Annotated in this window: 14 protein-coding genes; 13 read left to right on the forward strand and 1 reads right to left on the reverse strand. The window is 51.2% G+C overall.

Features of this window, described 5'->3' with window-relative positions; translation table 11 throughout:
• The 9 genes from ACTNDI_RS13220 to ACTNDI_RS13260 form a co-directional block, all read left to right on the forward strand.
• Nucleotides 1-2,263, forward strand: a 2,263-nt coding sequence (locus ACTNDI_RS13220) for a DUF7507 domain-containing protein (protein ID WP_441101433.1), incomplete at its 5' end; no start/stop codon positions are given.
• A 372-nt stretch (nucleotides 2,264-2,635) separates the two neighbouring features.
• On the forward strand, nucleotides 2,636-3,544 hold the full coding sequence (locus ACTNDI_RS13225; protein WP_441101434.1) for an ABC transporter permease: 909 nt from the start codon (nucleotides 2,636-2,638) through the stop codon (nucleotides 3,542-3,544).
• A gap of 21 nt (nucleotides 3,545-3,565) precedes the next feature.
• Nucleotides 3,566-4,657: an ABC transporter permease gene (locus tag ACTNDI_RS13230; RefSeq protein ID WP_441101435.1), complete on the forward strand. Its 1,092-nt coding sequence runs from the start codon at nucleotides 3,566-3,568 to the stop codon at nucleotides 4,655-4,657.
• 251 nt (nucleotides 4,658-4,908) lie between these two features.
• On the forward strand, nucleotides 4,909-5,916 hold the full coding sequence (locus ACTNDI_RS13235; RefSeq protein ID WP_441101436.1) for an ABC transporter ATP-binding protein: 1,008 nt from the start codon (nucleotides 4,909-4,911) through the stop codon (nucleotides 5,914-5,916).
• The gene (locus tag ACTNDI_RS13240; protein WP_441101437.1) at nucleotides 5,913-6,959 is read left to right on the forward strand and encodes an ABC transporter ATP-binding protein; all 1,047 of its coding nucleotides are present in this window, start codon (nucleotides 5,913-5,915) and stop codon (nucleotides 6,957-6,959) included. Before ACTNDI_RS13235 ends, ACTNDI_RS13240 begins: the two co-directional genes overlap by 4 nt.
• A 221-nt stretch (nucleotides 6,960-7,180) precedes the next feature.
• The gene (locus ACTNDI_RS13245; protein ID WP_441101438.1) at nucleotides 7,181-8,971 is read left to right on the forward strand and encodes a peptide ABC transporter substrate-binding protein; all 1,791 of its coding nucleotides are present in this window, start codon (nucleotides 7,181-7,183) and stop codon (nucleotides 8,969-8,971) included.
• A 504-nt stretch (nucleotides 8,972-9,475) separates the two neighbouring features.
• Nucleotides 9,476-9,958 carry a complex I 24 kDa subunit family protein gene (locus ACTNDI_RS13250; RefSeq protein ID WP_441101439.1) on the forward strand — a complete coding sequence of 161 codons (483 nt, stop codon included), beginning with the start codon at nucleotides 9,476-9,478 and terminating at the stop codon, nucleotides 9,956-9,958.
• Complete coding sequence (locus ACTNDI_RS13255; RefSeq protein WP_441101440.1) at nucleotides 9,951-11,831, forward strand: NADH-ubiquinone oxidoreductase-F iron-sulfur binding region domain-containing protein; 1,881 nt, start codon at nucleotides 9,951-9,953, stop codon at nucleotides 11,829-11,831. Before ACTNDI_RS13250 ends, ACTNDI_RS13255 begins: the two co-directional genes overlap by 8 nt.
• Before the next feature lie 10 nt (nucleotides 11,832-11,841).
• Nucleotides 11,842-13,542: a [FeFe] hydrogenase, group A gene (locus ACTNDI_RS13260; RefSeq protein WP_441101441.1), complete on the forward strand. Its 1,701-nt coding sequence runs from the start codon at nucleotides 11,842-11,844 to the stop codon at nucleotides 13,540-13,542.
• Between the two features lie 229 nt (nucleotides 13,543-13,771).
• On the opposite strand, the gene ACTNDI_RS13265 is transcribed toward ACTNDI_RS13260, so the two are convergent.
• On the reverse strand, nucleotides 13,772-14,845 hold the full coding sequence (locus ACTNDI_RS13265) for an AraC family transcriptional regulator (RefSeq protein WP_441101442.1): 1,074 nt from the start codon (nucleotides 14,843-14,845) through the stop codon (nucleotides 13,772-13,774).
• Between the two features lie 266 nt (nucleotides 14,846-15,111).
• Between ACTNDI_RS13265 and ACTNDI_RS13270 the strand changes: the two genes are divergently transcribed.
• The 4 genes from ACTNDI_RS13270 to ACTNDI_RS13285 all read left to right on the forward strand — a co-directional run bounded on the left by ACTNDI_RS13270 (nucleotide 15,112) and on the right by ACTNDI_RS13285 (nucleotide 20,774).
• Nucleotides 15,112-15,297 carry a hypothetical protein gene (locus ACTNDI_RS13270; protein ID WP_441101443.1) on the forward strand — a complete coding sequence of 62 codons (186 nt, stop codon included), beginning with the start codon at nucleotides 15,112-15,114 and terminating at the stop codon, nucleotides 15,295-15,297.
• Nucleotides 15,298-15,664: 367 nt separating this feature from the next.
• Nucleotides 15,665-17,476, forward strand: a complete 1,812-nt coding sequence (locus ACTNDI_RS13275) for an alpha-amylase family glycosyl hydrolase (protein WP_441101444.1) — start codon at nucleotides 15,665-15,667, stop codon at nucleotides 17,474-17,476.
• A 915-nt stretch (nucleotides 17,477-18,391) separates the two neighbouring features.
• On the forward strand, nucleotides 18,392-20,281 hold the full coding sequence (locus ACTNDI_RS13280; protein ID WP_441101446.1) for a heavy metal translocating P-type ATPase: 1,890 nt from the start codon (nucleotides 18,392-18,394) through the stop codon (nucleotides 20,279-20,281).
• Between the two features lie 172 nt (nucleotides 20,282-20,453).
• Entirely contained in the window at nucleotides 20,454-20,774 is a 321-nt protein-coding gene (locus ACTNDI_RS13285) for an ArsR/SmtB family transcription factor (protein ID WP_441101445.1), read from the forward strand.
• Nucleotides 20,775-21,179 lie beyond the last annotated feature (405 nt).

Consider the following 21,179-nt stretch of genomic DNA (forward strand, 5'->3'; position numbering starts at 1 on the left):
GACACTTACCGCTAACGGATACGAAAGCGAATACGATGGCAAGTCTCACGCTGCAAGTGCAAACGCAAGCGTAACGGAAGGCACGACGATTTCCTATCAGGTAGGAAATGGTGAGTGGACGACAGAAGCTCCAAGCATCAAGGATGTCGGCGAGCAGACAGTTAATGTCAAGGCCGAGAATGCAAACTATGAAACGGCAGAGACAACCGTAATGCTGAAGGTAACCCCGAAGGCAGTAACCATCACATCGGGAAGCGGAAGCTGGCCGTATGACAGCAAGACTCACAGTGTTGAAATGGCAACCGCGAAAGGATTTGTCGGCAGTGATGGGGCAGCGTACAGCAACTTCGCGACGATTACCGAAAAGGGAACAAAGGACAATACCTTCGATTACACACTAACGAAAGGAACCAATAGCGACAACTACAAGATTGAGCAGAACTATGGACAGCTTGAGATAACGGCAGCCGATGAGGCTCATATCACGATCACTGGAAATACTGACACACAGACCTACGACGGTATAGAGAAGACGGTAAGCGGGTATACGACGACCGATCTTCCTGCAGGGATCACGGTATCTCTGAAGGAAGACGCGAAAGCAGCAGCAAAGGGAACAGATGCGGGCGAGTATCCGATGAGTTTGACGGAAGAAAGCTTTGAAATCGGAGGCACCGATAACTATAAGAAGGTTACGGTGACTGTGAAAGATGGAGTGCTTACGATCAATAAAAAACAAATAACATTGAAGAGTGGCAGTGCTTCGAAGAAATATGATAAGGAGCCATTGACAAATCACACACTTGTACTTGGCGATGATATCATTTCGTTAACGATGCTGGCAGATAAAAACGATCTGACAATAGCAGACAAGGACAAGCTTGCACTCGGAATAGCAGAAAAGGATCAGATTACCTTCAATTTCACTGGAAGTCAGACTCTTGTCGGATCAAGTGCTAATACCTTTGAGTACACGATCAGTGGAAAAACTCAGACCAGGGTTCAGCCGAGTCCGGCGGAAGCACTGAAGATGGTGGATCCGAAGGAAGAAGACGATAAGGTATCGAAGAACTACGCAGAGAACTACGCAGAGAACTACGAGATTAGCCTCGTGCCTGGTGAGCTGGAAGTAACGGACAACGAAGTTACGCCGGATAAGGTAGTGACAAAGACACATGAAGACAAGACCTATCAGATTGGAGATTCGATTGAATTTACAATCAACGTAACAAATATTTATGACGATGTGAGAACCATCATCCTGCAGGAGCAGGACGGCGTTGCCTTTGAGGATGGTGCGGATTCCGTTACATTCGAGAATGTAAAGCCGGGAGAAACAATAAGTGCGAAGGCTGTTTACGTGGTAACTGCGGCGGATATCGAGGCCGGAGAGTACAGAAACACCGTGAAAGCCGTGTTTGAGAAAGCCGGCGGCAGTGAGCCGGGCGGCAACCCGGATGAGCCGGGCGGCAATCCCGACGAGCCGGGTAAGACATGGGAGGCTGCTGACACAGAGGATGACTTCGCACACATGACGATCAGCAAGGTGGTTACAAGTAATCCGGAGAACGGCAGCAAATATGTGGCGGGAGAAACGGTAACGTATCGGATTACCGTGTCTAACGACGGAACTGTTACCCTGACGGGACTTGTGATTACGGACGATCTTACCAATGCGACATGGACGGCGGACAGCCTCATGGCAGGTGATACGCTGACTTATACGACATCCTATACTGTGACGGCGGCAGACGCAGCAAACGGAAGTGTGACAAATGTAGTGGCAGGACAGGCGGATGGCCTCAATACACCGGATCCAGGAACCGCAACCGTAACAACGGAAGTAGAAGAATCTGAGGAACCGGAGAATCCGGAACCGACGCCACCGACGAAACCGGAGGAGACGGTTACCCCGACACCGGTACCTGTGGAACCGGAAGAGCCTGAACCCGAGGAGCCGACGAAACCCGAAGAGCCGACACAGCCTGAAAAACCGGTAATTAGACCGCAGACAACGGTTACCCCTACACCGCTGGTGACTGTACCTCCGACGGAATTGCCGTCGACCAGACCAGTCCATACCGGGAATACAATCCGGAAGAATCCGGATACAATTCAGGAGGAGAGAACAAAACTCGTTCATACCGGAGAGGTTCGGACCGGTGACGCTGGAATGATTGGAGTCAACGTGATTATCGTGCTCGGAGCAGCAGCCGGAATCGGCGTTCTCATTCGTAAGAGAAAAAAGGAGAAGAAACAGTAACGGCATATGGCATGGACCGATAAGTATTGTGCCAGATGACAAAAACTAATTGAGAAGCATGGGGCAGCCCTCTCTTACAGCGGGAAATACCGCAGCCGGAGAGGGCTGCCTCTTATGCCCCTTATTAATGAATTATTAAAAAGAAATTAATACATTCTCAACTTTACAGTTGACGAATGACGCTGTTTTTTATATAGTATTTATTATCATTCGAATAGGTGTAGAATAAAATAAGCAGACATGATGTACAAGCTGTGCAGATCTCGATCTGTACACTTTTTTTTTCTTTATTACTGTAAAGCGTTAATTTAGAAGAAAGACAGAGGTTACACAGCACCGAGGCAGTCTCTGCTTAGAAAAGAGGAGGAAAAATTGACTAAGTACATGGTAAAACGTGTGGTGCTGGCGATTGCGTCCATCATCATCGTTACACTCATCACATTCTTTGTTATGAACCTGATCCCGGGAGGGCCTTTCACGGCGGAGAAGGCTCCGAGCCAGGCGGTTATGGACGCGCTGACAAAGCGGTACAATCTGGATAAGCCCCTGGGGGAGCAGTACCTTCTCTATATGAGAAATCTTCTGCATGGAGACTGGGGAATTGATATGAAGAACGGAAGAGAGATCGGCCCGGATCTTTTCTCCAAGTTCGCGGTTTCCGCGAAGCTGGGCGGAATCGCCATGATCATCGCTGTTGTATTCGGCGTGATTCTCGGCTCCATTGCTGCGCTGAAGCGGAATAAGGTGCCGGACCGTATCATTATCTTCTTCACGACGCTGGGTACGGCGATGCCTTCTTTTATTCTGGCAACTCTGCTGCTTCTGGTGTTCTGTGTGCAGCTCGCAATTTTCCCGGTATTCAGCTCAAATCCGAGCCTTGTGCTTCCCGTGATTTCTCTGGCTGTCTATCCGACGGCGTATATTACGCGTCTGACGAAGACATCGATGCTGGACGCGCTGAGTCAGGACTATATCCGCACCGCGCGTGCGAAGGGCGTCAGCCGGTCAAAGATCATTTTCGTGCACGCGCTGAAGAATGGTCTGATTCCTGTTGTGACCTATCTCGGACCGCAGATTGCGTATATCATCACAGGATCGATGGTCGTGGAGACAATCTTCACTGTTCCGGGCCTTGGAACCTACTTTGTGAAGGCCATTACCGACCGGAACTACTCCGTGATCATGGCGACCACGATCTTCCTCGCGGTTCTGATGATCGTTGCGAACCTGATTACCGATATTGTATACAAGCTGATCGATCCGAGAATCAATTTTGAATGATCGCACAGAAGGAGCTTTGAAATGACTGAAACAGAGAATATATACAAGAAACGCCAGATTCTATCTGCGCAGATCGATCTGAGCAAATTTAATAAGAAGAATTTTGAAAAGGCAACCGATGAGGAGAAGAAACAGCAGGATGTTATGGGGGAGTCCTCTACCTTTCTGAAGGACGGACTCCGCCGTCTGAGAAAAAACCACATGGCGATGGCTTCCATCGTTGTTCTCATCCTTCTGATTGTGGCGATTATCGTGATCCCGATGATTGTTCCGTACAGCTACAGTGACATGATTACCGTGAACGGTCATCGTGACGGTACGGCGGTCAATCTGCCGCCAATGTACTATTCGCAGCGGGAGCTGCAGTACATGCAGAGCACCGGAGTGAGACTTTTTCCACATATTCTTGGAACCGATTCCCTGGGGCGTGATTACTTCATCCGTGTCGTATACGGCACCAGAGTCAGCCTGTCTGTCGGTGTCGTATCGGCGGTCATGGTTCTGATCATCGGTGTTCTCTACGGAACGATCTCCGGATATTTCGGCGGCAAGGTGGACCTGATCATGATGCGTATCGTCGATATCATCTATTCTCTTCCGGATATGCTGATCATCATTCTTCTGTCCGTGGTGCTGAACGCGCGGCTGACGCCTCTGATCAAGGGAACCGTTCTCGCAAAGCTCGGCGGCAACATGCTGGCGATGTTTATCGTGTTTGCCCTCCTGTACTGGGTCGGCATGGCCCGGCTGGTCAGAGGACAGATCCTTTCGATCAAGAACAATGAGTACATCCTCGCGGCAAAAGCGATCGGAACGCCGAATGGTCAGATCATGAGAAAGCATGTCGTGCCGAATGTACTTTCCATCATTATCATTACAACGGCGCTTCAGGTACCGAGTGCTATTTTCACCGAAAGCTACCTTTCCTTCCTCGGACTTGGTGTCAATCTTCCGATGACATCCCTCGGATCCCTGGCAAATGATGCCCGGGCCACGATTACCTCTGCACCATACCGTCTGCTGGTTCCCGCGCTGGTTATCGTAGTCATCGTTCTTGCGCTGAACCTGATCGGCGACGGGCTCCGGGACGCGTTTGACTCGAAGCTGAACTGACAGATCCGGCATTGCCGGAGCTGGGGTATGTCAAGCCTCTGTCGGGTGTATGCCAGGCAGGGACGCTGATCGATGGTGCCGGATAAAAGCTGCGGTATGGAGGACCTATAGGTCTTATACCAGAACGGGTGCTGATTGACGGCGCCGGATGTAGGTTCCAGGAGAATTTCCTGAGAGGTGCGGTGTTTACCGGAAAAATGGTACCTGAATTTTTCCGGAAAATCAGAAAGGATGAAAGGACAGAGAAAATCATGTCTGAAGAAAATAATTTACTATTGGAGGTTGACAACCTCCATACAAGCTTTTTTACAGATGCCGGTGAGGTAAAGGCGGTAAATGGAGTCACATTTAATCTGGAGAAGGGCAAGACCCTCGGAATCGTGGGAGAGTCGGGATCCGGAAAATCAGTAACCGCGTATTCAATCATGCAGATTCTCGCCGAGACCGGAAAGGTGGTGGAGGGGGAGATCCGCTACAAGGGCGAGGATATCACGAAGTGGGATGAGAAAAAGCTGTCGAAGTACCGCGGTGAGAAGGTGTCGATCATTTTTCAGGATCCGATGACTTCCCTGAATCCGGTGTTCACAATCGGTTATCAGCTGAAGGAGGCGATTCTTCTTCACACGAACAAGAATAAGGACGAGGCCTGGAAGCGGGCGGTTGAGATGCTGACACTCGTCGGAGTGAACGAGCCGGAGAGCCGGATGAAGCAGTATCCCTACGAGCTCTCCGGAGGCATGCGCCAGCGTGTCATGATTGCCATGGCGCTCTGCTGTGAGCCGGATATTCTGATCGCGGATGAGCCGACCACAGCGCTGGATGTGACGATTCAGGCGCAGATTCTGGAGCTGATGCAGGATCTGCAGAAGAAGATGGGTATGGCGATTATCATGGTTACGCATGACCTGGGCGTCATTGCGTCCATGTGTGATGAGATCATCGTTATGTACGGCGGACGTGTCTGCGAGCGCGGCACCGCGGATGCTATTTTTTATCATCCGGCGCATGAGTATACAAAGGGGCTGCTGCGTTCCATTCCGACGACCGAAAACATGAATGAACGGCTGGTTCCGATCGGAGGAACGCCGATCAACCTTCTCAACATGCCGAAGGGCTGTGCTTTCTGCCCGCGGTGTGAAAATGCCATGAAGATTTGTCTGGAAAAGGTTCCGGACGAGTACCAGGTAGGGCCTGAGCATCGGGCGAGTTGCTGGATGAATGTGATGGACCTGTATGAAAATGAGGAGGTAAAGGCATGAGTGACAAGGAAAAAAAGCCGCTCCTTAAGGTAGAGCATCTGAAGCAGTATTTCCCGGTATCCCAGGGCTTTCATAAGATTCCGCTGAAGGCAGTAGATGATATCAGCTTTGAGATCATGCCGGGTGAGACCCTGGGGTTGGTAGGAGAATCCGGATGCGGCAAGACGACGGTCGGCCGCACGCTTCTGCGGCTGTATGAGCCGACGGCAGGACGGATCACCTTCGAGGATCAGGTGCTCTTCGACAGCGGCGATGTGTACGATGAGGACGGAAATCCGGTTCTCGATTCAAACGGCAGGCCGAAGAAGGGAAAGCGTGTTGAGGTCAACATGCTTCCCTACCGGAAGAAGATGCAGATGGTATTCCAGGATCCGTATTCTTCGCTGGATCCCCGTATGACCGTTGAGGACATCGTCGGAGAGCCGCTGGACACTCATCACCTGTACAAGAACAGACAGGAGCGGAGAGAGAAGATCTTAAAGCTCCTGGAGACCGTCGGACTGAATGCCGAGCATGCGATGCGCTACGCACATGAGTTTTCCGGCGGACAGAGACAGCGAATCGGCATTGCCCGTGCGCTGGCAGTGAATCCGTCCTTCATCGTCTGCGATGAGGCGGTATCTGCTCTGGACGTATCGATTCAGGCGCAGGTTCTGAACATGTTTGAGGATCTGCAGGATCAGCTGGGCATCGCGTATCTCTTCATCGCGCATGACCTTCTGGTTGTACAGCATATCTCCGACCGTATTGCGGTTATGTACCTGGGACACATGATGGAGATTGCGGACGCGGACGAGCTGATGAATCATCCGATTCATCCGTACACGCTGTCTCTGCTCTCCGCAATTCCGATTCCGGATCCGGAAACGGCCAGACACAGTCACCGGATTATTCTGGAGGGCGATGTGCCAAGTCCTCTTCATATGCCGACCGGCTGTCCGTTCCGTACGCGCTGCAAGTATGCAACGGAGAAGTGTACGCAGGAAAGACCGCCTCTGACAGACAGAGGAAACGGACACAGGTGTGCGTGCTGGAACCGGTAAATGATGCGGGATCAGCAAGAATATATGCGGAATCGGCAGGAGGGAGTAATTAACAGGCCGAATATTCCGTATTGATCTTTTACGGTCATATCTCCCGCAGGGGAGTCTGACATGAACCATTATTTGCATATCAATGGCTTTTTGGGGTCACATCTCCCGCAGGGGGAGTTTGACATAAATATCTATCTGTCAACAGATAGCAGAAATCAGGAGGAAGAAATATGAAAAAGAAGTTAGTCGCATTAGTGCTGGCGTCTGCCATGGCAGTCGGCCTCGGCGCGTGTGGAAATGCCGGTTCTCTCAAGGAGGGAGGCAACGCTGTTTCCGGTTCGAATGCAGCTGCAGCAACAAGCACAGGAAGTGAAGCGGCAGGCGGCAATAGCGGAGATAAGACTCCTTCCAGCGCAAAGCTGAATTCTGACGCAAGCACACTGTACATCAACCTCGCGTCTGAGCCACAGCATCTGGATCCGGCGCTGAACAACACCGTTGACGGTGCCTGCCTGGCAGTCAACTCCTTCGTAGGTCTGTACACTTATGACAAGGATGACAAGCTCACGCCGGCGATCGCGGACGGCGATCCGCAGATCTCCGATGACGGAACCCAGTGGACCATCAAGCTGAAGCAGACAAAGTGGTCCGATGGCACAGATCTGACGGCAAAGGATTTTGTATACAGCTGGAACCGTGCGGCAAATCCGGACACCGCGGCGGATTACGGATACCTCTTTGACGTTATCGCGAAAAATGATGACGGAACTCTGAAGGTAGAAGCTCCGGACGATTACACACTGACCATCACACTGAACAATCCGTGCGCATACTTCGACCAGCTTCTTGCGTTCCCGGTATTTGATCCGGTTCCGCAGGCATCCGTTGAAGCGGCAGACCCGAACGGCGACAATCCCGGCAACTGGGCTGCAGAGGCAGGCTTTGTATCCAACGGTGCTTACACCTGCACCGCATGGAATCATGACGCATCCATGGAATATACGAAGAACCCGAATTTCTATGATGCGGACAACGTAACCATCGATAAGCTGAACTTCATGCTTTCCGCGGATGACACCGCTACCTTTGCGGCATATAACAGCGGAGATCTTGATTTCATCGATAATATTTCCACCGATGAGGTTCCGAATGTAAAGGACTTCTCTGATTTCTATATCGCGGATATGCTTGGAACCGTATATACCGGTTTCAATGTCAATGCATCTCTCTTTGACGGAATGACCGAGCAGCAGGCAAGCGATTTCCGTAAGGCATGCTCTCTGGTCATCGACAGACAGTATCTTGCCGATACCGTAGGTCAGACCGGTCAGGAGCCGGCAGGTTCCTATGTTCCGTCCGCTATGTCTGACGGAAACGGCGGCACCTGGTCTCAGACATATTATGACGCTGCTACCACAGGAGCTGACAACGTTGAGGAGGCTGTAAAGCTTCTGGAGAGCGCTACCGGCTACACCTTTACCGATAATGGTGATGGAACCTATACACCGTCTACACCGATTTCCATTGAGTACCTGACGAACTCCGGTTCAACCAATGAGAAGGCCGCTCAGCTGATTCAGGACGACCTGAGCAAGCTTGGAATCGAAGTAAACATCAAGACTGAGGACTGGAAGGTATTTATTTCCGACCGTCAGAATGGAAATTACACGATGTGCCGTGGCGGATGGGTTGCAGACTATGATGATCCTTCCAACATGCTTGAGGTATTCCAGACCAGCAGCGGAAACAACGATATGCAGTTCGGCAAGAACCCGACCTCTGCGGCACCGCAGAACTGGGCGGACTATGACAAGCTTCTTGAGGAAGCACGCACAGAGGTAGACACCGCAAAACGTACCGATGACCTTGTAAAGGCCGAGAAGATGCTGATGGACACCAACGCGGTAATCCCGCTCTACTTCTACAACGATATCTACATGATGAAGTCCAACGTTTCCGGCGTATACATGACCAAGACCGGCAACAAGTACTTCATGTACGCAACAAAGACTGCGCAGTAACAGCTTCTGTTCGCAGTGTGAATGAAATGAATCACATATGCTGATTGTGGACGAGACCGTCCGGGAAATTCCCGGGCGGTCTCGTTTTGATTTTTTTTGCGAATCTGCATACGGTCCGCGCACACGTCTCACATGCTCTGATGGTTGTCAGATATGTTGCACACGCTGCAATTCGTGAAACTGTCACCGGCAGGTATTGCAGCATCGAGAACTTACCCGTGTGATGTAGATGCGATGTTTTGCGAAAATGCGGCCAGCCGGAACTGCCGAAGTAAGATCTCCCTTGTGTAATGCAAATGAAATGAATACACTTGTTCTTCGAGAGTTAAGTTTGGCTAATTTTACAATACAAAATTCTGAAATAGAGGTTTAAAACCATCATAAGATACAAAATAATTGAAATATTTACATACATATTGTTTATATTTCATCTTATTTGCGATATAATCGAAGCATGGCCAAAAACAGTGACCCGTAAGGGCCGCATGGATAAGGAGGGATGGTATGCTGGAAGAATGCTACTACAAAAAGGCGGATGAAATTATTGCCGGCTATGGAAAAAAGCCATCGTCGCTGATTCCGATTATGCAGGATATTCAGGCGGAATATCGATACCTGCCGGGCGAGCTGCTGACCTATGTGGCGAAGCAGATCGGTATCAGTGAGTCTAAGGCTTACAGTGTGGCTACATTCTACGAGAACTTTTCGTTCGAGGAGAAGGGAAAGTATGTGATCAAGGTCTGTGACGGCACGGCCTGTCATGTCAGAAAATCCGCGCCGATTCTGGAGGCGTTCCAGAAGGAGCTCGGGCTGAGCGCGAAGAAACACACGACGGACGACATGCTTTTTACCGTTGAAACGGTTTCGTGCCTCGGAGCATGCGGACTGGCTCCGACGGTCATGGTTAACGAAGAGGTTCATCCGAAGATGACGCCGGAATCGGCGCTGGAGCTGATTCATGAACTGCGAGGTGACCGGAATGATTAGAACGAGAGAGGATCTGAAGAAGAGAACAGAGCTTGCCAATGAAGTAATGGCTTCCTATGACTGCCGTATACTCGTCTGTTCCGGTACCGGCTGTATCGCGTCCGGTTCTGAGAAGGTATATGAAGAATTCATGCGTATCGTCGGGGATACGCCGGGAGTGACCCTGGAGTTCGGATCCCATGGTCCGGAGGCACATCTGGGAGTCCGGAAGACCGGCTGCCAGGGCGTCTGTGAGCTTGGACCGCTTGTGAGAATTCAGAAGGGTGATAAGGTTGTGCAGTATACGAAGGTACAGCCGTCCGACTGTCAGGAGATTTTCAACCGCACCGTTATGGGCGATGATGTCATCGAGAGCCTGTTGTACAAACAGAAGGGCGTGACGTATACTTCGCCGGATGAGATTCCGTTCATTGCGAAGCAGACCCGAATCGTCCTTGAAAACTGTGGAAAGTATGATTCGGAGTCGCTGGATGAGTACCTTGCGTCCGGAGGATTTCAGGCATTCCAGAAGGCGCTTTTCGAGATGAAGCCGGAGGAAATCGTCGATGAGGTCGACCGGTCCGGACTCAGAGGAAGAGGCGGCGGTGGATTCCCCACCGGCAGAAAATGGAAGCAGGTGGCGCGTCAGAAGGAGAAGGAGCGCTATGTCGTCTGCAATGGTGACGAGGGAGACCCGGGAGCATTCATGGATGGCTCTGTCATGGAGGGAGATCCCTACAAGCTGATCGAAGGAATGATGATCGCCGGATACGCGGTGAGCAGTGAAAACGGATACATCTACGTGCGTGCGGAGTACCCGATGTCCGTCGCAAGGCTGCGCCACGCGATCGCGGAGCTGGAGGACAAGGGGCTGCTCGGTGATCACATCCTGGGAACCGATTTCAACTTCCATATGCACATCAACCGCGGTGCCGGCGCGTTCGTCTGTGGTGAGGGCTCTGCTCTGACCGCGTCAATCGAAGGAAACCGGGGCATGCCGAGAGTTAAGCCGCCGAGAACGGTTGAGAAGGGCCTGTGGGCGAAACCGACTGTTCTGAACAATGTCGAGACCTATGCGAACGTCCCGAAAATCGTACTTCAGGGTGCAGACTGGTACCGCAGCATCGGAACCGAGAGTTCCCCCGGCACGAAGACCTTCTCTCTGACCGGCTCCATTCAGAATACCGGTCTGATCGAGGTCCCGATGGGAACAACGCTCCGCGAGATCATTTTTGACATCGGAGGCGGAATGAAGGACGGCGGAACCTTTAAGGCGGTTCAGATCGGCGGCCCCTCCGGCGGATGCCTGACGAAGGACCATCTGGATGTGCCGCTTGATTTTGAGACGGTGAAGAAATACGGAGCGATCGTCGGATCCGGCGGTCTGGTTGTCATGGATGACAGCACCTGTATGGTGGAGGTTGCCCGATTCTTCATGAGCTTCACGCAGAGAGAGTCCTGCGGAAAGTGCGTTCCATGTCGTGAGGGCACAAAGCGCATGCTGGAGATACTGGAGAAGATTGTCGGCGGCAAGGGCGAGCTGGAGGACCTGGACCGCCTGGAGGAACTGGCGACAATGGTGAAGAACATGTCTCTGTGCGGACTTGGCAAGAGTGCGCCGCTGCCGGTTCTGAGTACCCTGAATACCTTCCGGGATGAATATATCGAACATATCGTGGACAAAAAATGTCGTGCCAAGGTCTGCACCGCGCTGCGCCGGTTTGTGATCAATCCGGAATTCTGCCGCGGCTGCGGAAAGTGCGCGAAGAACTGTCCGGTCGGCGCGATCACAGGTGTCCGCAAGGAGTGCTATCACATTGATAATGATCTCTGTATCAAGTGCTCGACCTGCAAGGACAACTGTGCGTTCGACGCGATTTATATTGAGGCATAGGAGGGATGAGATGGGAGTTATAACGATTGACGGCAGAAAAGTCGAATTTACCGACGAGAAAAATCTTCTTACAATCATCAGAAAAGCGGGCATCGATATCCCTACCCTCTGCTATCACTCGGAGCTGTCTACGTTTGGCGCGTGCAGACTGTGCATGGTTGAGGATGAGCGGGGAAGAATGTTTGCCTCCTGCTCCGAGGAGCCCCGGGACGGAATGGTGATCCGCACCAATACGGAAAGGCTTCGCAAGTACCGCAAGCTGATCATTGAGCTTCTGCTGGCGGCGCACTGCAGAGACTGTCTGACCTGTGAAAAAAGCGGTGACTGTAATCTTCAGACACTGGCAAAGCGTTTCGGCATCATGCATGTGCGCTTCCAGAACTACAAGGAGCAGATGCCGCTGGATTTCAGCTCCCCGTCGATTGTACGGGATCCGAACAAATGCATCCTCTGCGGAAACTGCGTCCGAGTATGCAGTGAGCTGCAGGGAATCGAGGCGATCAATTTTGCGAACCGCGGCGCGGAAGCCATGGTTATGCCTGCGTTTGACAAGCCGATCGGAGAGACCGACTGCGTAAACTGCGGACAGTGCCGTGTATTCTGTCCGACAGGCGCGATCAGCATCCACCACAACCGGACAGAGGTGTGGAATCTTCTTGGAGATCCGGATGTGCGCGTGATCGCTCAGGTAGCACCGGCTGTCCGTGTGGCGGTGGGAGCTGCCTTCGGCCTTCCGAAGGGCAAGAGTGTGATGGGCAAGATCGCGAACGTACTTCGTCGAATTGGTTTTGACGAGGTGTATGATACCACGTTCGGCGCGGATCTGACCATTATGGAGGAGGCTTCGGAGTTTGTGGACCGCGTAGAAAACGGCGGAACACTGCCGCTTCTGACGAGCTGCTGTCCGGCGTGGGTGAAGTTTGTCGGCGATCAGTACCCGGATCTCACACCGAACGTTTCGACGTGCCGTTCGCCGCAGGGAATGCTCTCCGCGGTTACAAAGGAGTATTATCGTGATCCGGCGAATAATGCGGACGGCAGAAGAACGGTCATGGTATCCATCATGCCGTGTACGGCGAAGAAGATGGAGGCGAAGAGACCGAACAGCTTCACAGACGGAGAGCAGGATACGGACTATGTTCTGACGACGACCGAACTGATCGATATGATCCGTACCTCGGGAATCGATTTTGCGGATCTGGAACCGGAGGCGTCGGATGTTCCATTCGGCCTTGGATCCGGCGGCGGTGTTATCTTCGGTGTATCCGGCGGTGTGACCGAGGCGGTTCTGCGCAGGATTACAGAGGGACATGACCAGGAGACGCTGGATCGGATCGCAGCCTGCGGCGTGCGTGAGGATGAGTTTATCCGCGAGTTTGCTGTTCCCTATAAGGACAGAGAACTGAAGATCTGCGTGGTATCCGGACTGGCGGATGCCGGAAAGGTGATGGATCAGGTGAAAAGCGGCGAGAAGCATTTCGATCTCATCGAGGTGATGGCCTGCCGCCGCGGATGTATCATGGGCGGAGGACAGCCTCGTCTTGCCGGCGACCGCACGAAGGCTGCCAGAAGAGACGGCATCTATAAGGCTGACCACAGCTCGGTGATCCGCAAGTGCAACGAGAACCCGACGATACTGTCACTCTACGACGGAATGCTCAAGGGGAAGGAGCACAAACTGCTTCATAACGAGAGATTCTGCGCGGAATGAATTAAGAAAATAAAAGGATAAGCGGAAAGCCCTGTCACGATTGACAGGGCTTTCTGTGTGTGTATATCTTTTGTGAGCCGGAGCGGATCAGGTCAGGAACCCAGGCGCGCAGAGCAGGACAGATATGTTTAAGTATGTATTTTGTATACCGGATCTGGTCAGGTGCCCGGGCGGGCAGAGCGGGACGGATATGTTTGAATATATATTTTGTAGATCGGGAACGGTCTGCTCACTGCGAGGTGAGGGATGCCTGCTTTCTGTAGTCCCTTGGCGCCATGTGGTATCTGGCCTGGAACGCGCGGTTGAAGGTCGCCTGGCTCTGGAAACCGCAGTCGAGGTAGATATCCGTGACAGACCGGTCGCTGTCTGCAAGAAGCGCGGACGCATGCTGAAGCCGGACATCGTTGAGATAATGGTTGAAATTCTGGTGAAACACACCGGAAAAGACCCGGGAGAGTGCAAATGGGCTGATTCCGAGCGCCTGCGACATCGTGGTCAGAGAGATGTCCTCCCGGTAGTGAGCGGATATGTACACCGCTGTCTGGTATACGATGTCGTGATCCTTCAGATCTGTTCTTTTCTGCAGCTTCAGAAGAGGGAGACTGCTGGCAAGAATGATTTGTGTGAAGGAGTGGTTCAGCGTATTGATGCAGGCGGCGTTCAGCTGCTCGGACAATGGAGAGGAGCGGGAGAGCTTTCCAGACTTTGTACCAGTGCTTTGAGGGACAGTCCTGTCGGAGGCGTGCTTCGGCGCGGATGTGACAGAACAGATTTCATGGTTCTGCATCGCAGCGATATCTGATGCATCGGAAGACACAGCCGTGTCCTCGCTCTCTGTCAGGTCAGACAGATCCTGCGGCGGAAGCTCGGGAACATTATTATTTCCGTGGGTAGGATTGAGAAAATCAGGCGAGGAATACAGATGTTCGCGATTGATTTTCATCAGGTTCTTCAGCGCATAGATTACATTCGGCGGAACCTGCTCCTTCGGGATCACCGGATTCTCCGGCTCGTAGTTTCGAAGAAAGTCTGCATAGATTCCGAAATAGGCAGGAGATGCCAGAAGGGTGACGTGCTGATTCGTGCCCTGGGAAAAAACCTGATAGTGGTGAATGAGATTCGGGAAGATGACGCCGAGATCACCCGGCTTCATCTCGAACAGGTCGGTTCCGGTTCCGGCTACAATCGAACCGTTCGTCACAAGAATGATTTCGATTGACTGGTGCAGATGGGGAGGAATATGAATAGAATTCTGCTTCACGATCTGCAGATGATCGGCGCTTTCTTCGTAAATTGGTATCACGGCGGTCCTCCTTGCAAGATTTGATTGGTTTTTTATTCCTTTTGATGCGAAGTATAGCAGAATATGCGGTATTTTACAATTGCAGCAAGGAAGAAACAAAGCAATAAGAAACAAGGAAACAAGGAAATCAGGAAACCGGGAAAGATTTGAAAAGATCTGAAAAGGTCGCGAAAGACCTGAAAAGATCTGTAAAGACCTGAAAACAACTGGAAACACCTGAGAACCTGCACAACAGACAGATCATTACGAAAGAGAGGATATAGATTATGATGAACACAAACGTAACAACAAAGAACAACAATGTAATGGGAAAGAACACAGCAAGAGTATATAACGGAAGAAATACAAAGACATCTCTTAAGGATCGCTTCCATGCATATATGAGAGAGGTTGTTGATTTCTACGGTGATATCGCAAGAAGAAGCGGATATCGTAATCCGATGGGCTTCTGATGAAAGCAGGAGACCGCAATTCGGAGACTCCGGAAGGTAAGTGTCGGAGCTTCGGCGAAGGATTATTGAGCAATGCAAACAGAACAGATATTTTTCTCCGGAGAAAACCGGGGATCGGAAAATGGACAGAAAACGGATGGATCTCTTGATTGAGACTGCCGCTTTTCTGTCTTTTCTTTTTATATGTTGCAATTCTGTCCATTTCTTTTTGTATGTTATATAATGGATCGGAGTGTTCAGCGGAATGACCTACATTGTTCTTGTCTGGCACTGTGAACAGAAACAGGTATGTCTGATTATCTGTTGAACGGAAACAGGTAGATCTGAATATAATGAGAGAACTGTATAAGGAAGGGAGAAATACATTATGGCATGGTACGATGAAGCGGTTTTTTATCATATTTATCCTTTGGGACTTACCGGTGCGCCGAAGCAGAATGACTACAGTGAGCCTGTGCACCGCATGAAGAAGCTGATCCCATGGATTGATCATATGAAGGAGCTCGGATGCAGCGCGCTGTATATCGGACCGCTTTTTGAATCGGCAAGTCATGGATATGATACCACCGATTACCGGAAACTGGACAGCAGACTGGGAGACAACGAGGATCTGAAGGAGTTCGTGTCAAGGTGCCATAAGGCCGGAATCCGGGTTATTTTTGACGGTGTATTCAACCATACCGGGAGAGATTTCTTCGCGTTCCGGGATCTGCAGAAGAACCGTGAGAGCTCTGCATATCGGGACTGGTACTGCAATGTAAATTTCGGCGGGAATAATGAGTACAACGATGGATTTTCGTATGAAAACTGGGGCGGATACAATCTGCTGGTCAAGCTGAACCAGAGAAATCCGGAGGTTCAGAATTACATCTGTGATACGATCCGGTTCTGGGTGAAGGAGTTTGACGTGGACGGCATTCGCCTGGACGCGGCAGATGTGCTGGATTTTGATTTTATGAAGTGTCTGCGCAGAACCGCCAATGAGGTGAAGAAGGACTTCTGGCTGATGGGCGAGGTCATCCACGGCGACTATATCCGGTGGTCAAATCCGGAGATGCTCCACGCTGTCACGAATTACTGTCTGCACAAGGCACTCTATTCCGGACACAATGAGCACAATTATTTTGAGATTGCGCACACGGTACGAAGACTGTACGAAATGGGCGGCAACCGGCCGGACGGACTCGGTCTCTACAATTTTGTGGACAATCATGATGTGGAGCGGATTTACACAAAGCTGAACAATAAGGCACATATGTTCCCGGTACATGTCCTGCTCTATACCCTTCCGGGAGTGCCGTCGATCTATTATGGCTCGGAGTTCGGCATCGAGGGACGCAAGGAATGGGGAAGCGACGCGTCGCTTCGTCCGGAGCTGAACCTCGATGATTACAGGGATGCGGTAAGAACAAACCCGATCACGAGAGAAATCGCTGCGCTTGGACGGATCCGGCAGTCGGTGAAGGCACTTTCGTATGGAGCGTATAAGGAACTTCTGCTGACAAACCGGCAGTATGCGTTTGCCAGGGAGTGGAATGGGGAGAATGTTCTGGTCACGGTAAATAATGACGACAATGATTTTACCATGACGATATCTGCCGAGGGTGGGGAACATTTTATCGGAGGACTTGCCGGAACGTCGGTGACCGCGCAGAACGGGCAGATTACTGTCACAATTAAGGCGAATTCCGGAGAGATCTGGATCCCGGCGGCGGAAGGGGAGAACCCGGATTTCATGAAAACATCGGTATGCAAGGCAGAATCAGGAAACATAGATACTCCGGCATGTGAGGAGGAAACCGACATTGCGGATACTCCGGCATGTGAGGAGGAATCCGAAATGAAGGATGGCGCGGCATGCGAGGTGGAATCCGAAGTGAAGGATGGCGCGGCATGCGGGGCAGACTCCAAAATGAAGGATACGTTGACAGCGGAGACGGAATCCGGAATACGGCAGCCTGGAGAGCAGGTTTCGGAGGAAAGCATAGAGAAGAAGACCGGGAGACTTCTCAAGGAAGCGGCTGGAAAATCGTATGAGGAGATGACAGTCGAGGAACTGCAGGCGGCTATTTTGGCAAAACTTGCGTCGAATGGACCTGTCACAGATCAGATGAAGCGTGATGTGGCGGAAAATATCTGGCATGATTCCCTGGTGAACTGGGTAAAGAGCTTCCGATGAGAACGGAATTCAAAGCCACCGGCTGGTCCGGTGGCTTTGCTGTGGGCGCCGTGCTTATATTTACGCTTAGAGAAATACAAGCTTCTGATTTCAGTTGTTATTCTTGATGTTGTCCTGCGACTTGACATACTTCTACGATTGGGCCGTTTTGAGAAGAGCGACGATTATGTGGGATTCATGATATGCGTCGCCCGACGGTTTTGAGACGGGCGACGGAATTGTGGAAATTGTGATTTTCACCGCCCGGCGTTTTTGAGAAGAGCGACGATTCTGGAAATATACTGCAGCATGTAAAAAACGTATGGATGAAGCTGATAATATCCTTGACAAAGACCTGGCTCAGGTGTATTTTTAAATTACATATGAACGATTGAGCATATGTTTAATAAATCAAAAGAAAATATTGTTGCCACATGAAGAAATTTTAACAGCCAGGGGGTGCCTATGAGCGACATGGATGACATCAGGAAGAAAAGAACGGAGCTGATTTGTGACGCGGAGAAAGTGTCACAGGAAGTGAAGGCTGCGGAGACAGAGCAGAAGGAGAAAGAGGAACGCTTGGCAGAAGAGCGGGAGGAGGCGCTGAAGAATTCCGAGACCAGGAAATTCGACGCGGCGAAACTGTTACAGGAGCAGGAGCGGTCCGAAAAGGAGCGGGCTGAACAAGAACGGTCAGAACAGGAGCGGTCCGGAAAGAAGCGGGCTGAACAGGAACAGTTAGAAGAGGATGGGCCTGAACATGACAGGCCCGAACAGAAGCGGTCTGGATCGGAGAATTCAGGACAGCCGCAGTCAGAACAGCAGGAGTCAGAGCAACGGAAATCAGGGCAGAAGCCTGTGAAGAAAGAAAAGGCCGAAGATGATGCTGACGACGAGAATGACGATGAAGATAATGACGATGATGAAGACGATGAGATGGAGCCAAAGCAGAAGCTGATTCAGATCGTCGTTTCAACAGGGCTTCTGATCGCCGCATACCTGATTAACCGTGCTCTTCCCGGTCTGGAAATGTGGCAGCGTCTGCTGATCTATCTGGTGCCTTACATTGCAGCGGGATTCGATGTCCTTCGGGAGGCCGGCGAAGGAATCGCTCACGGCGAGGTGTTTGACGAGTCATTTCTGATGACTGTCGCGACGGCCGGAGCGCTGCTGATCGGTTTTGTACCGGGAGGCAAAGAGATGTTTCCGGAGGCAGTGTTCGTGATGCTGTTTTTCCAGGTTGGAGAGCTGTTTGAGGGGATTGCCGAGGGCAACAGCAGAAGGGCGGTATCGCAGCTGCTCGACATTCGTCCGGATACCGCGAACCTGGAGTGCGGCGGAGAAGTGAAAACGGTAAATCCTGAGGAGGTGAAGGTCGGTGATATCCTTGTGGTAAAGCCGGGAGAAAAAGTCCCGATGGACGGGATCGTTGTGGAGGGAAGTTCAAGTCTTGACACAGTGGCGCTGACCGGCGAGAGCTTGCCGCGTGATGTCAGAACCGGAGACGTGATTCTTTCCGGATGCGTGAATCAGAACGGGCTTCTCCGGATGAAGGTGGAAAAGGAATTCGGGGAGTCAACTGCCGCGAAGATTCTGAAACTTGTCGAGAATGCCGGGAGCAGGAAGTCAAAGAGCGAAAAATTTATTTCAAAATTCGCCAGGGTTTACACGCCGATTGTCGTGCTTGCAGCGGTGGCGGTGGCTTTTCTTCCGCCGCTTATTTCGGGCGATTTCGTCGGGAATTTTGCCACATGGCTGCTCCGCGCCCTGACCTTCCTGATCGTATCCTGCCCGTGCGCGCTGGTGGTTTCCGTACCGCTTGCGTTTTTCGGCGGAATCGGCGCCGCGTCCAAAATCGGTGTTCTGATCAAGGGATCCGGATATATGGATGCTCTCTCCAGGGCGGATACCGTAGTGTTCGATAAGACCGGAACACTGACGAAGGGTGTTTTTGAAGTGACGACGCTTCATCCGGAGTGCATCGAAGCGAAGGAACTGCTTCACCTGGCGGCGCATGTAGAAAGGTATTCCACTCATCCGATCGCTGTCTCCCTGCGGCAGGCATTTGGAAAAGAAAATGACGGCTGTGAGGTTGAGAATGTAGAGGAAATTGCCGGCCGGGGAATCCGTGCTGCGGTAAACGGAAAGACGGTGTGTGTCGGCAATCAGAAGATGATGGAGGATGTCGGCGCAAAGTGGAAGATTTGCAATGAGCCGGGCACAATCATTCATGTAGCGATCGAGGGTAAGTACGCAGGTCATATCCACATCAATGATGTTGAAAAACCGGATGCGGCGCAGGCGATCGCGTCGCTGAAGGCGGTCGGTATCCGGAAGACGGTGATGCTTACAGGAGACCGGGAGAAGGTTGCGGAAAAGGTTGCTGCAGACCTCGGCTTAGACGAGTACAGAGCGGAGCTTTTTCCGGCGGACAAGGTATCCGAGGTCGAGAGGCTGATTGATGAGAAACCGGACGGAACCTCTCTTGTATTCGTAGGAGACGGAATCAACGATGCGCCTGTCCTTGCACGGGCAGATGTCGGAGTTGCCATGGGCGCACTTGGATCGGACGCCGCGATAGAGGCGGCAGATGTAGTCCTGATGGATGACAAGCCTTCGAAGATAGAGAAAGCGATCCGGATTTCAAGAAAAACCATACGGATTGCGAGACAGAATATTGTGCTGGCGATTGTAATCAAGATTGCTATCCTGCTTCTGGCAGCTGTCGGACTTGCGCCGATGTGGCTCGCGGTGTTCGGGGATACTGGAGTACTGCTGATCTGTGTCCTGAACTCGACGAGAACACTGAGCTACAAGAAAGGATAAGACTGCCTTCCGTGTATCAATGGGTCTTGATAAATAGCGAACGCTCTACTGGCGCAGCGTAAAAAAATAAGTATGCAGAAAGTGATATGGAGAGAAAAGGATTTGAAATGAAAGAAAATACAGTCCAGAAAAGAACCTGTTGTATGCCGGATGAGCGGGAGAAGGATTTGAAATGAAAGAAAATATTGTTCAGAAAAGAACATGCTGTATGCCGGATGAGAATGAGATGTTCGATCTGGCCGAGCTGTTTAAGGTTTTCGGAGACTCTACGCGAATCAGGATTCTGTTTGCTCTGTTTGATTCGGAACGGAGCGTCGGTGAGATCGCTGAGCTTCTGAATATGACACAGTCCGCGGTATCGCACCAGTTGAAGATCCTGCGGCAGTCCAAGCTCGTAGAAGCAAGAAGAGACGGAAAACAGATTTTTTATTCGCTTGCGGATGAACACGTACATACGATCATCCGGGTCGGGAGAGAGCATATCGAGGAGTAAGGGGCTTGAATCGGTCGAAGCCCTGCACAGAAAATAAATTTTTAAACTTGAAGATTCCACAGTCCATTAACGAAGCCGGGATGCGGCAGAAAGCGGACGGTGGAATCTTTTGCTGTGCAGGATTGCGCAGTACGGCACAATTCGTAGCTTTTTTACATTATACATAACGAAGCTTTTCGAAAATGCAGACAGGGTCGTCGTACGTAAAGCCGTGCGAAACAGAAAGGATGTGATTTCAAAGACAACAGGTATGAGTACGAAGTGAAACGGAAATGCAAATGATGCCAAGATTTTCTGTCAAGCATAAATGAAAATGTCTCGAAAAAACTTTAACATGAGCCCCGGTTTTCAGGGGCTTTTATTTAATATCCGTGTTAACACTCTAATCATGCACTTTTTAGATCT

Source organism: Bilifractor sp. HCP3S3_D3 (genome assembly GCF_052063915.1).
Taxonomy (GTDB): Bacteria; Bacillota; Clostridia; order Lachnospirales; family Lachnospiraceae; genus Bilifractor.

Excerpts from the sequence above, each read along its gene's own strand:
- ACTNDI_RS13230 (WP_441101435.1), top strand. The coding sequence starts at position 3,566 with ATGACTGAAACAGAGAATATATACAAGAAACGCCAGATTCTATCTGCG.
- ACTNDI_RS13260 (WP_441101441.1), top strand. The coding sequence starts at position 11,842 with ATGGGAGTTATAACGATTGACGGCAGAAAAGTCGAATTTACCGACGAG.
- ACTNDI_RS13245 (WP_441101438.1), top strand. The coding sequence starts at position 7,181 with ATGAAAAAGAAGTTAGTCGCATTAGTGCTGGCGTCTGCCATGGCAGTC.
- ACTNDI_RS13275 (WP_441101444.1), top strand. The coding sequence starts at position 15,665 with ATGGCATGGTACGATGAAGCGGTTTTTTATCATATTTATCCTTTGGGA.
- ACTNDI_RS13250 (WP_441101439.1), top strand. The coding sequence starts at position 9,476 with ATGCTGGAAGAATGCTACTACAAAAAGGCGGATGAAATTATTGCCGGC.
- ACTNDI_RS13285 (WP_441101445.1), top strand. The coding sequence starts at position 20,454 with ATGAAAGAAAATATTGTTCAGAAAAGAACATGCTGTATGCCGGATGAG.
- ACTNDI_RS13270 (WP_441101443.1), top strand. The coding sequence starts at position 15,112 with ATGATGAACACAAACGTAACAACAAAGAACAACAATGTAATGGGAAAG.
- ACTNDI_RS13255 (WP_441101440.1), top strand. The coding sequence starts at position 9,951 with ATGATTAGAACGAGAGAGGATCTGAAGAAGAGAACAGAGCTTGCCAAT.
- ACTNDI_RS13240 (WP_441101437.1), top strand. The coding sequence starts at position 5,913 with ATGAGTGACAAGGAAAAAAAGCCGCTCCTTAAGGTAGAGCATCTGAAG.
- ACTNDI_RS13235 (WP_441101436.1), top strand. The coding sequence starts at position 4,909 with ATGTCTGAAGAAAATAATTTACTATTGGAGGTTGACAACCTCCATACA.
- ACTNDI_RS13280 (WP_441101446.1), top strand. The coding sequence starts at position 18,392 with ATGGAGCCAAAGCAGAAGCTGATTCAGATCGTCGTTTCAACAGGGCTT.